Origin of the sequence: Dysgonomonas sp. BGC7 (assembly GCF_001261735.1) — a bacterium.
In the GTDB taxonomy this organism is placed as follows: Bacteria; Bacteroidota; Bacteroidia; order Bacteroidales; family Dysgonomonadaceae; genus Dysgonomonas.
The window spans coordinates 263085-274836 of the sequence record NZ_CVRP01000007.1; the positions used below are offsets into that span (position 1 = coordinate 263085).

The following is an 11752-nucleotide window of genomic DNA, read 5'->3' on the forward strand; positions in this document are numbered from 1 at the left end:
AATTATTCTTAATGGTTTGTAAGGTTACTTATTAATGTATTCTTTATAGTTCAAGTCGGTCAGATCCTGTACTCTGATTGCAGGTTTTTGGTAATTCTTAGAAGTTATTTCTTTTTTTAGAGCATCTATCTGTTCTTGAGTGATTTTTAGGGTCTTATCACCATAATCGTCGACAACTCTGTTTATAGGTCTTAAGAAACCCCAATCTTCAAAAAACTCAATCATATCCATTTTCGCCGTATTACATACCTGTCGTACAAAGTCTAGTTGTAGCATACCATGATAATTATCTCCTAAAACTGCTTGGTTCAGATTTTCAGTTACTCGATAATGTTCGAATAAATCGTGATAAAAATGTTCTTGTTTTAGTATATCTACAAAATATAACTTAAGTTGCCAGAAAGGAGGTAGTTTTGTTATGTGTTTACCGTAATTGTCGGGTAATACCCACGGTTGCTTATTCTCTATGATTTCTTTGAATGCAACATTATAGCTGTCGCTACCCGTATTGAGTCGTTCGGCTTCGCCAAGTATAATTTGCTGATTATACATTGCGTACAGATTATTAGTAACTTCTGTTGTACCTGCCCACTTTACTCCAGGGCGGACTTGATTTATATGCCCTACTTCATGTCCTAAAACCCATAGTCTTGTGTTAAATCCGCCTTCTGTACAAAATACATTCGAATAGCTGGCATTGTAATAGGTTCCGTATGCACCTGCTGCTGCCGCTGCTACACTGTACTTTATAAATAGGAACATTCTGTTAGTCATTTCTTTTTTATAGTAATATAGCCCCATGAACTCTTTTTGAGAATCAACGATCTTGTCAATGTTCTCTGTCATTTTGACTATGTTAGTATTATTTTTGCGGTATTCGGCTGTTATCCATGTTACATGAGAATGTCTTCCGAGGATATCTATCTCAGTATGTTTGGCATAATTAGTAAGTAGACGATCCCAGTCAGAAGCTGTATGCTTTTGTATATCGAAGTAGCCATTTATAGCACCTGAAACAATATTTATTTTTACAGTTTTTGCAGCAGCAGCTTTTTTCTCAGCATCCGTTTCTAAGAATAGAGGAATATTATCGTCCGTATGGTTATATATATATAGTAGCCCGGGAAGTGACGGTTTTAATATATTTAGACCTTCTTTTAGTGGTAGAGTTTCCTCCTTATCGGCTTGATAGTCTTTTATAACAAGTTTTATATCTTGCTTTTTAGTATCGCCAACAAAAACCACAAAGTCTTCGCCTGGTTTTTCTATATATATTCCGGTTGCATTATCCTTAAGGTCATATTTCTCAGTTTTATTGATAGTAGCCATTACCAAAGGATGCTGGTATGGTCTGTACTCTTGTATTCTGAATTCTTTATCGTATGTGTCATTGAAGATAGAAAGAGCTATATTTCTGTAGAATAAATCGGGAATCTTATTCAAGTCAGCCTCTGTCAACCCTGGTTTAATTTCGGAGCAACTGGCGTCTGTAAAGAATTGAAGGAAGTGAGAAAAGTCATATGTGTTGTTTCTGTAAAATTGCATCTCTGCACAGCTTACTCTGTTTTCAAGACCCGAGAGTATTCTGAACTGGACTTGTGTAGGCTTTTCTATCGGTTTTTCGAATTCAATTTTTGATGCCGATTTTAGAACCATTCCAAAATCGTAATCTCCATACTTTGTCAGAACATTATTGCTTTCGGTGGCAATCCACAGTTCAAATTTACCTATCGCTCCCCACTTATTACCAGCATCTTGGCGTGGAATATGTGTTATATAATCTAATTGGTCAATATCTTCGAAATAAAAATCGAGATTGAATGGCCATTCTGTTATAGCTCCAAATTGAGAGTTGAAATAAGTGTCAGTATTGCCATCAATCATTTTATCTGCTTCAAGACCTTCTGCCTGAGATGTAGTTGTAACTTTTGCGACTTTCAAGAGTATGTCTTTTGAAAACATTCTATCTTGTGTCACAAGTATATCCTGTTTCTGATTCTTAGCTATAATGCTGATAACTGTTTTTCTTATAGTTTCCGATTCGTTATTTGCGACACTTATAGTTAAAAATCCATTCTTTATATTAGCAGTACACCAATTACTATTAGAAGGAACTGTTACTGTTAATTCATTCTCTCCGATAGATGTTTCTAATTTTAGTTCTTGCGAAGCGGATCCTGAGCCAAAAACTATTGTTTCGGAAGAAGCTGCCAGAGAATTAGTAATAATCTTCGTTTCTGTATCCGTACATGAAGAATAAGATAATAATAGTGAAACTAGCAAGGTACAATATGCCAGTTTGACCCTTGTTTCAAGGAAAAATGTGTGTTTCATTTTTTATTAGTTTAGATTAATATAGTTCACTAACAAGTTAGCTGTTAATGAATGCTGGTCAATTTAACTTTAGATATGAAGTAAACTTCTATTTTTATTCATTGTTAAAATTAGGCATGGATAGGCAATAAGAGTTACTCCATTTGTTATATCTTTTATCCAAATAGCTAAACTGTAACTTTTGTTAAAAATGAAGAAGTTAACCAAATTATATCGTAAAAATAATTACTGCCGTATTGTTATCTGTAGAGGCTAAGCTCGTCTCTGCCCCTATAATGTGGAGTAATCACGAGGGTTATTCCTACATCTACTTAATTTTAACTAAAACCTGACAAACTTGTACTCTTTCCTTCCGTTTTTTCAATTGTTGTTATTTAGTTCTTTTACTACTTTATTAACCAGTATATAGATAAAGTTTTGTTATACTGACAGTAGATCTTTTCTTACATGAGATATGGTTTTAATTGCTGGCTCGCATAATTATTTTATTAAAAAAGCAAAGACTGAGTTATTGTATTCTATATCCCGTATTAAAGTAAACTATTCTATCTTTGTATAAAAAAGCTATGTCGTTAAAGTATGCAGTGGTGGGTACAGGTGCTATTGGAGGGTTTTATGGAGGGAAGCTTGCGCATGCAGGAAAAGATGTCCATTTTCTTTTTCGTTCCGATTATGAATATGTGAAAAGCCATGGTTTGGTAATTGATTCTGTTGATGGAGACTTTGTTCTGCCACAAATAAACGCATATAATAATACAGAGGACATGCCTAAATGTGATGTTGTTTTAGTCTGCCTAAAGTCTACAAATAATCATCAGTTAAAATATTTGCTTCCTCCAATTCTTCACAAAGAAAGTTTAGTTGTCCTGATTCAGAACGGTCTTGGGTTAGAAGATGATCTACTCAAAGACTTTCCTGAACTATCTATTGCCGGAGGATTGGCTTTTATTTGTTCTAATAAAATAGGAGATGGTCATATTGCTCATCTCGACTATGGAAAACTTAATATTGGAGCGTATTCAAATTCGGATGAGGCTTTAGTTGCTTCTGTTATTTCTGATTTTGTAGAATCTGGTATTGATGCCCGACAAGTAAACTTAACTGAATCCCGTTGGATGAAACTTGTTTGGAATATACCTTTCAATGGAATGACGGTTGTACTAAATACAGAGACAAACGTCTTGATGGATAATCCTGTTACGGAGAGTCTTATGCGTGATATTATGGTTGAGGTGGTAGATGCTGCTAATTGTGTTTTAAAGAATAAAATAGCTGATTCTTACGTCGATGAAATGCTTGAAATGACTCGTCAAATGAAACCTTATTCTCCTAGTATGAAGTTAGACTTCGATGCAGGTCGACCTCTCGAAATAAAGTACATTTATTCTCGTCCAATAGAGGAAGCTGCGAAAGCAGGCTGTATTATGCCGCGTGTTTCTATACTGGAAAAACAACTTAAGTTCATAAATGCCGGCTTAATTCATAAATAAAAAAACAAGCATCAGTAATTGATGCTTGTTCCTGTTATTTGTATTAATTAATTTTGTTTTCTTCTTGAATAATCTCCATCCCCTTATGTATAGCTTGTTCATTCATTGGTAATAAACCATGATGACGTTCGGGAAGAGATTTCTTTAAACCAAGCATTACATTCTCTAGTTTAACCATAGGTGCAACCTTCAATAAGCCTCCTAGCACGAACATGTTAAAGGCTTTGCTGTTCTTCATTAGGGTAGCAGTGTCTATTGCCTCTATGCTGTATATGTTTATATCCTTCCTTGTAGGAGGGTGCTGAAATCCGTTCGGGTCATATATAAGAATACCTCCCGGTTTCACATGAGATTCGAATTTGTCAAGAGAAGGTTGGTTTAAGATTATTGCGATATCGTATTCGTTAACGATAGGTGAGCTTATAGGGGTATCGCTCAATATGACGGTCACATTGGCAGTTCCTCCGCGTTGTTCCGGCCCGTAAGAAGGAAACCACGATACTTCTTTGTTCTCCATAAGGCCAGAATAGGCTAATATCTTACCCATGGACAATACTCCTTGCCCTCCAAAGCCTGCAATTATAATTTCTTGTGTCATGCTTTTATGTTTTAGATATTCTTTAAATCGCCTAATGGATATACGGGAAACATGTTTTCAACCATCCAATCGTTAGATGCGGCAGGTGTCATTTTCCATCCCGAGCTACAGGTAGATACTATTTCTACGATAGATGTACCTTTATTTTCCATGGAGTTTTCAAACGCTTTCCTTATCATTCGCTTAGCTTTTTTTACCGAAGCTGCGGTATGTACACTTTGACGTGTAGCCAAACATACTCCCGGCAACAGTGCCATCAAATCTAATATTTTGAGGGGATATCCATTCTCATAAACATCGCGTCCGTTTGGCGTTGTAGCTGTTTTCATATCCAAGAGGGTAGTCGGAGCCATTTGTCCTCCTGTCATGCCATATATGCCATTGTTAATGAATATGATAGCGATATTTTCTCCTCTGTTGGCTGCATGTATCGTTTCGGCAGTACCAATGGCAGCAAGGTCTCCGTCTCCCTGATAGGTAAACACCATTTTTTCGGGAAGCAGCCGTTTTACGGCTGTGGCCAATGCAGGCGCACGTCCATGAGCAGCTTCTTGCCAGTCTATATCCAAATAGTTATATGCAAATACAGCACAACCCACAGGGGCTATGCCTATTGTTGTTTCTTTGAGTCCCATTTCATCTATCACTTCGGCTATCAATTTGTGTACAACGCCGTGTGAGCAACCTGGACAATAGTGCATTTCCGTTTCGTTCATCAATTCGGGCTTTGCATATACCAGATTTGCAGGGTCTATTATATTTATACTCATAATATTAATCTTAGAAAATTACTATTAAAGCCATTGTTTTATCAGATGGCAAATTTATTTTCAAGAGCGTTTAATACTTCTCCGGGTGTAGGTACAATACCGCCTAAACGGCCATAATGTTCAACTTTTACTTGTCCGTTTACAGCCAATCTAACGTCTTCTACCATTTGTCCGGCATTCATTTCCACGGTAAGTATCCCCTTTATCTTAGACGCATATTTTTCTATTTCTTTAGATGGGAATGGCCATAGGGTAATCGGGCGTATTAGTCCGACTTTTATCCCCTGTGCCCTAGCTAGTTCCATTGCTTTTTGGCAGATGCGGGCAGCAGAGCCAAAAGCTACTAATATATAGTCTGCATCTTCACAGTTTACCTCCTGATGCATACAAATTTCTTTCTCAATTTTCTTATATTTGGCCTGTAAGCGAAGATTGTTTATCTCCATCTTCTGAGAATCTAACTCCAAGGTTGTTATCACATTCGGCTTGTTGCCTGCGGGTTTGCCTAGAGTAGCCCAGGGGCATTGCTCTCTTATTTCTTTTTCAGTTCTTCTTCGTTTGAATGCTGGAAGAGTAACTTTCTCCATCATTTGTCCGATAACTCCATCGGTCAATATCATTGCAGGTGTTTGATATTTAAACGCCAGATCAAATCCCAAAGTAACAAAGTCAGCCATTTCCTGTACCGAATTTGGTGCTAGGGTGATTAATCTATAGTCACCATGTCCACCTCCTTTTACAGCCTGAAAATAATCAGCCTGAGAGGGTTGTATTGTTCCTAACCCCGGCCCTCCACGCATTACATTTATAAGGAGGCAGGGGAGTTCTCCTGCTGCGATATAAGAAACCCCTTCCATCATAAGGCTCATTCCGGGACTTGAAGAGGAAGTCATAACGGCTTTGCCGCATCCGGCTCCACCATATACCATATTTATAGAAGCTGTTTCACTCTCTGCCTGAAGCACAACCATGCCTGTTGTTTGCCATGGGGCTTCCGCCATAAGTGTTTCCATTATTTCCGATTGCGGAGTTATAGGATAACCAAAGTAACCATCGGCACCATACCTTATTGCGGCATGCGCTATGGCTTCATTGCCTTTCATTAAAAATATTTCTTCTGACATAAGCTTTGATTAATTAAAAAACGGGCTACATAAAGTCTATTTAAACTTTGTAAACCGTCAGATACTATTCGAATTTTTTCTTGTATATTGTGAGACATCCGTCCGGGCATACATACCCACAATTGGCACATCCTATACAAGCATCAGGGCTTTTCATGTAAACATAATGATAACCTTTCTGGTTTACATTTCTTGGTTGCAGCTCGAGTACGTCGCAGGGGCATGAGACAACACAGAGGTTGCAGCCCTTACAGCGTTCTTCATTTACTACTACAGTTCCTTTGATTTTGGCCATTTTAGTATTATAATTATTTTAGCACATTGTTCTAATTGATCTCACACAAAGGTATAGGTATTTCTTTTGATAATTCTCTTTTTTGCGAATAAAGATGTTAAAAAAAGAAGCTGTTAAGTATATTTAGTTTTTCTTAGATCGCTTTTGTGTATTGAATCTCAGCTAGTTGTCTAAGCATCTATTCGAGAGCCAAATTTACACTTTTTATATTAAAGGTCGTTGTGAGGTGTGTAGGGTCGATTTGTATCTGCAATCCTCTTTTGCCTGCACTTATGTATATAAACGGATAGTTCTTTGCTGATTCATCTATGAATGAAGGAAATATTTTTTTCATCCCAATAGGCGAACATGCTCCTCGTATGTATCCTGTAATATTTAGTAGCTCTTTCATTGGTATCATGTCACAACTCTTATTTCCGGAAATTTTTGCTGCTGTTTTAAGATTCAGTTCTTCTGCTCCCGGTATTATACAGACGAAGTAGCCATTTTTATCACCTTTTAGTACTAGCGTTTTAAATACCTGCTCGATAGGTTCTCCCAGTTGTTCTGCTACATGTATAGCACTAAGGTCAGATTCATCTACTTGGTAAGGGATTAAAGTATATGCTATTTTCTCTTTATCGAGAAGTCTGGCTGCGTTTGTTTTTTCTATTTTCATACAGGTTTATTGCAGATTTTATTATTCGAACACTTGATTGTTGTAAAAGTTTATGGAATTTACTCTTTTAAATTCTCTATTAATCAAAAGTAGCCTGAAATTGCTGTTTTAACTAAAAAGTAACGAAAGTAACTTTTTTCATCTATTATTTATATATTGCTTTTAACATTATTATGAAATATGTATTTTTTCATAGATAAAATTAAAAATACTAGATGGCAAGTTTAAATAGTTTGATATAAAATATGATTTCATTAACTAATACAAAAATTTAAAATATCATTATGAAACGAATAAGTATAGTATTAGCAGTTCTTGTATTAGGAGTAGTTTTTTTATTCTCCTGTGGTGATAAAGGTTCAGGAATGGAATCGGTTGATTCTTATTCTATGACCTCTGTGCCGACAGAGGAAAAAAATAGTGCCGACGAAGCTCTGGATATTGCGTATGGGCTATCTAATGAGAAAGAAAAAGCTTCTTCTTCTGTACAGTTTGTTCCACCTCAAATTGTTCATCCTAATTTTATTGCAACTTCAGCTGCTTCGAACGCAAACAGTGATAAAGTTCATAAGTTGATGCGTACAGCGCAGCTGAAATTTAAAGTAAAGAGTGTTCCTGAAGCAACGCAAATGATAGAAGATGTTATACTGAAAAGCGATGGTATTATTCTTAAGTCATCGATAGAGAATCAGCATTCCTCGTCACAGAAAATAAATTTATCTGAAGATTCGGCATGTGTTGTTCATTACAATAATCTTGTTGCGTCTTTAGACTTGCGGGTTCCTTGTGGTACTTTAGATTCTGTTCTAAGACAGATAGCCCCACTAGCTATATTGATAGATTACCGAGTAGTGGACGCAGAAGATGTTACGACGAAGCTGATGGCTGATGATCTGAAAAAAGCAAGACTAAATAAAAAACAAGGGCGTGTTTCTTCTGCTATAGCCACAAGGAGTGGCAAGCTTGAAGATGTAATGCTGGCAGAAAAATCTTTAGATCAGACATTAGAAGAGGCCGATCAGGTTAAAATATCAGAATATAATACTAACGATAAGATTGCTTTCAGTTCGATAAAAATAGAGTTGTATCAAAACACACAGATAGTAAAAGAAAAAGTGATACGAGATGAAATAGATATAAAATCATTTGAGCTCGGATTCGGAGCTAAAATACAAGATGCTCTTGTAGGAGGCTTCTCCTTTCTTGGTGATATTTTTATCTTGATAATAACAGTTTGGCCTTTATGGATTCTGCTGATCGGTGGATTTTTTATATACTTAAAAATAAGAAAACGTCACAATAAAGATTAAGCACAACAAGTGGGGCGCTTTGCTGATTAAGGAGCAAGGCGCTCTATTTTCCAATCTTTATTTTCGCACAGTGTGTATTGAAGTCTGTCATGCAGTCTGTTTTTTCTGCCTTGCCAAAATTCAATCAAGTAAGGTTTTACTATATACCCTCCCCAGTTTTCAGGTCGAGGTATCTCTTTGTTTTTATAAAGGTTCTCAAAGTCTAGCATAAGCTTTTCCAAAAACTCTCTGTTAGGGATTACTTTGCTTTGAGGCGATGCCCATGCGCCTAATTTGCTTTTCTCGGGACGTACTTCAAAGTATGAGTCTGAATCTTTTGATGATATTTTCTCCACTATTCCCTCCACTCTTACCTGTCTTTCCAATTCGTGCCATACGAAGTTGAGTGCACAATATTTATTAAGTGCCATTTGTTCACCTTTCCTACTGTTGTAGTTTGTAAAAAAAACGAATCCTTCTTCTTTTATTTGCTTCAAAAGAACTATTCTCGACGATGGTCTTCCCTCAGGTGTTGATGTTGCCAGGTTCATTGCATTAGGCTCTAAAGCTTCAGCGGCAACAGCTTCCTTAAACCATACTTCGAACAAGTTTATAGGGTTAGGGTTTACATCGCTTTCGCTAAGCGTTTTCAAGGAGAAGTCTCTGCGTATATTAAATAGATCCGTCATGTTTCTTTTTGTAATGTCATTTATCAATTAGCTTGTATTAATATTAAACAGTTGCAGAAAGATATTGTTGCCTATAAAAAAGATCCCCGCTAGCATCACGTCAGCAGGGATATAGATCAACTAAAAACTATCAATAGAAAAGTTATACTAAACAAAGTATGTTTTCCTTTTTATCCTTATTATTTTGTTTCTTGCAATATCTGTTGCATTGTTCCGAAATACTGTATCCTAGCATTATCCCAAGGATGAAATCCTCTTCGGGCGATAACAAATTCAGTGGTCTGTTGCTACATATCCTGTCGGCAACTTGCATACATTCGTCTTTACCAAAGAATACATTTATATTTCCGTTCTTTAATTTTTCTATTTTATACCTGATTGCATTTTTCTCTAGTTTCCACCTTACTTTGTCTTCTGTGTCGGCGTTAAGGGTGCAGAGTATAAGATCTCTCACTCCCTTTTTGTACTCATAGATAAGATGATAGAAAATACGCATATCCTTATTAAATTTCTTTTTTCAGATTTTCAACCCAATTGCTGATTCGTTCGTCTGTCATGTCCGATTCGTTATCATTGTCTATAAGTAGTCCGACAAATTGTCCATTGACTAGGGCTTCGGAACTATCATAAGTGTAACCTTCGGTACTGACTTGTCCTATAAGTTGACAACCTTTGTCTTTAACTGTCTGGTATATTTTCCCTACGGCGTCGCAAAATGTATCACTATATGAAGAAGAATCACCACAGCCAAATAATGCGACTTTCTTACCACTAAGGTCTGCTGATTTTACTTTGCCAATATAGTCTTCCCAATCATCTTGCAGGTCTCCAAAACCCAAAGTTGATGAGCCAAATAGAATAGTGCTGTATGAAGAAAAGTCTGAATTTGCTTTTGCAACATCATGTAAGTCTGATTTGTCGACATTAAGTTTCTTTGCGATTTCCTCTGCTACTTCCTGAGTGTTGCCTGTTGTTGAACCGTAGTATATTCCTATTTTGGACATGATATAAATGTTTAAATTATATCTGCAAAGTAAGTCTGATTAGAGAAGCGAGACAATACCTATAAATAATGAAATTTGTATATGTTTATACTTAGATATTGTTAATTTGTTTGTGAAGGTGCAGATTGATAGTTAGATATGAGTAATAACGAAAAAAGCTGTCTGATCGAAATCGGACAGCTTTTTATATCTAGCTTTACTTTATTAAGCTTCTGCTTGAGGTAGAACAGATACGAACGATCTGTCATTTCTCTTTCTGCGGAAAACTACTACACCGTCTACTAATGCAAACAATGTATGGTCTTTTCCTATTCCAACATTTTCTCCCGGGTGGTGGGTTGTGCCTCTTTGGCGAACTATAATGTTGCCGGCTTTAACTGTTTCTCCACCGAAAGCTTTAACGCCTAATCGTTTACTTTCCGATTCACGGCCGTTCTTCGAGCTACCTACACCTTTCTTATGTGCCATTTTCTTCTGTTTTTACTGATTAAGCAATAATATCTTTAACTATAACTTCTGAGAATTGTTGACGATGTCCGTTTAGTTTACGGTATCCTTTTCTTCTCTTTTTGTGGAATACCAGAACTTTGTCTCCTTTTACTTGAGATACTACTTCTAGTACAACCTTAGCGCCTTCTACTGTAGGAGCACCTACTGTAACAGCACCGTCTTTGTCTACTAACAATACTTTTTCGAACTCTACCTGAGAGCCATTTTCTGCGTTGATTCTGTGAACAAACAGTTTTTGGTCTTTTTCAACCTTCATTTGTTGTCCTTGAATGTCTACAATTACGTACATCTGTTTTTTATATTTACAGGTTATGTGTCTGAGGCGAACCACCTATTGGTGTGGTTTCTTGTAGGCCTATTGACAATCGGGTGGCAAAGATAATAAAACGCAAGGAATTATTCAAATCTTTTTGCAAGATTATCTGCGTTCTACCATTTTTATTTTGCCGACTATATTATCGGGAATGAGTGCTTTTTCTCCTCCTATTTCGGTTATTATTTTGTCCAATTCGTATTTGGTGACTTCCATATAGGTAATAAACACTTCGTAGTCTAGTCGCATTGTGTATTTTGTCATCCCCAAACGCTGATCGCTGACATACATCGTGTCTTTGGTTATTGTATATGTATCAAGTCTGTTTCTTTCGGGTACTTCGCTAGTCGAATTTTTGGCGGTAGCTGTCGTTTTTATAGACCCTACGCCCGGTTCTACCTGCGCTATCTCCCTTTTTAGATAGTAGTTTTTATGATCTTCTTTGAATAAATTGTTGGCATTTTTGTCGTATTCCGGATAGTTTGATGTTAAGCTTTGTTCTATTATATGCCATGTGCCAAGGACAGATGGTGGATCTTGAGAGTCGTCGTTTCCGCATGAAATGAGTAAGCCTGTTGCCACCGTCAGCAAAATTGTTAATATGTTCTTATTCATTGGGTAATGATGTTTTGTTTTGCAAATGTTTCGGCAAAGATACGCATATATTTTTTATAATAA

At 36.6% G+C, this 11752-nt stretch carries 14 protein-coding genes; 2 read left to right on the forward strand and 12 right to left on the reverse strand.

Features of this window, described 5'->3' with window-relative positions:
- Positions 1 to 24: 24 nt before the first annotated feature.
- On the reverse strand, positions 25 to 2334 hold the full coding sequence (locus BGC7_RS06375) for a M60 family metallopeptidase (RefSeq protein WP_050700727.1): 2310 nt from the start codon (positions 2332 to 2334) through the stop codon (positions 25 to 27).
- A gap of 566 nt (positions 2335 to 2900) precedes the next feature.
- Between BGC7_RS06375 and BGC7_RS06380 the strand changes: the two genes are divergently transcribed.
- Positions 2901 to 3824: a putative 2-dehydropantoate 2-reductase gene (locus tag BGC7_RS06380; RefSeq protein WP_050700728.1), complete on the forward strand. Its 924-nt coding sequence runs from the start codon at positions 2901 to 2903 to the stop codon at positions 3822 to 3824.
- A gap of 43 nt (positions 3825 to 3867) precedes the next feature.
- Here BGC7_RS06380 and BGC7_RS06385 read toward each other — a convergent pair whose 3' ends face one another.
- The 5 genes from BGC7_RS06385 to ybaK form a co-directional block, all read right to left on the reverse strand.
- Entirely contained in the window at positions 3868 to 4422 is a 555-nt protein-coding gene (locus BGC7_RS06385; protein WP_050700729.1) for a 2-oxoacid:acceptor oxidoreductase family protein, read from the reverse strand.
- Positions 4423 to 4433: 11 nt separating this feature from the next.
- Positions 4434 to 5192, reverse strand: a complete 759-nt coding sequence (locus BGC7_RS06390) for a thiamine pyrophosphate-dependent enzyme (RefSeq protein ID WP_050700730.1) — start codon at positions 5190 to 5192, stop codon at positions 4434 to 4436.
- Positions 5193 to 5233: 41 nt separating this feature from the next.
- The gene (locus tag BGC7_RS06395; protein ID WP_050700731.1) at positions 5234 to 6316 is read right to left on the reverse strand and encodes a 3-methyl-2-oxobutanoate dehydrogenase subunit VorB; all 1083 of its coding nucleotides are present in this window, start codon (positions 6314 to 6316) and stop codon (positions 5234 to 5236) included.
- A 64-nt stretch (positions 6317 to 6380) separates the two neighbouring features.
- The gene (locus BGC7_RS17605) at positions 6381 to 6611 is read right to left on the reverse strand and encodes a 4Fe-4S dicluster domain-containing protein (protein ID WP_082206506.1); all 231 of its coding nucleotides are present in this window, start codon (positions 6609 to 6611) and stop codon (positions 6381 to 6383) included.
- Between the two features lie 178 nt (positions 6612 to 6789).
- Positions 6790 to 7269 (reverse strand): Cys-tRNA(Pro) deacylase, encoded by a 480-nt coding sequence (gene ybaK / locus BGC7_RS06400; RefSeq protein ID WP_050700732.1) that lies wholly within the window; start codon positions 7267 to 7269, stop codon positions 6790 to 6792.
- Between the two features lie 284 nt (positions 7270 to 7553).
- On the opposite strand from ybaK, the gene BGC7_RS06405 reads away from it, so the two are divergent.
- A complete protein-coding gene (locus BGC7_RS06405) occupies positions 7554 to 8579 on the forward strand; it encodes a DUF4349 domain-containing protein (RefSeq protein ID WP_050700733.1) in 1026 nt (341 codons plus the stop codon).
- Between the two features lie 26 nt (positions 8580 to 8605).
- Here the strand turns inward: BGC7_RS06405 and pdxH are convergent, their stop codons facing one another.
- The 6 genes from pdxH to BGC7_RS06435 all read right to left on the reverse strand — a co-directional run bounded on the left by pdxH (position 8606) and on the right by BGC7_RS06435 (position 11689).
- Positions 8606 to 9247 (reverse strand): pyridoxamine 5'-phosphate oxidase, encoded by a 642-nt coding sequence (pdxH, locus tag BGC7_RS06410; RefSeq protein WP_050700734.1) that lies wholly within the window; start codon positions 9245 to 9247, stop codon positions 8606 to 8608.
- Between the two features lie 142 nt (positions 9248 to 9389).
- Complete coding sequence (locus tag BGC7_RS06415; protein WP_050700735.1) at positions 9390 to 9743, reverse strand: DUF2023 family protein; 354 nt, start codon at positions 9741 to 9743, stop codon at positions 9390 to 9392.
- Between the two features lie 7 nt (positions 9744 to 9750).
- On the reverse strand, positions 9751 to 10251 hold the full coding sequence (gene fldA, locus BGC7_RS06420) for a flavodoxin FldA (RefSeq protein ID WP_050700736.1): 501 nt from the start codon (positions 10249 to 10251) through the stop codon (positions 9751 to 9753).
- Positions 10252 to 10455: 204 nt separating this feature from the next.
- Complete coding sequence (gene rpmA, locus BGC7_RS06425; protein WP_050700737.1) at positions 10456 to 10719, reverse strand: 50S ribosomal protein L27; 264 nt, start codon at positions 10717 to 10719, stop codon at positions 10456 to 10458.
- Between the two features lie 19 nt (positions 10720 to 10738).
- Positions 10739 to 11050: a 50S ribosomal protein L21 gene (gene rplU / locus BGC7_RS06430; RefSeq protein WP_050700738.1), complete on the reverse strand. Its 312-nt coding sequence runs from the start codon at positions 11048 to 11050 to the stop codon at positions 10739 to 10741.
- A 129-nt stretch (positions 11051 to 11179) separates the two neighbouring features.
- Positions 11180 to 11689 (reverse strand): hypothetical protein, encoded by a 510-nt coding sequence (locus BGC7_RS06435; protein ID WP_050700739.1) that lies wholly within the window; start codon positions 11687 to 11689, stop codon positions 11180 to 11182.
- Positions 11690 to 11752: the final 63 nt, after the last annotated feature.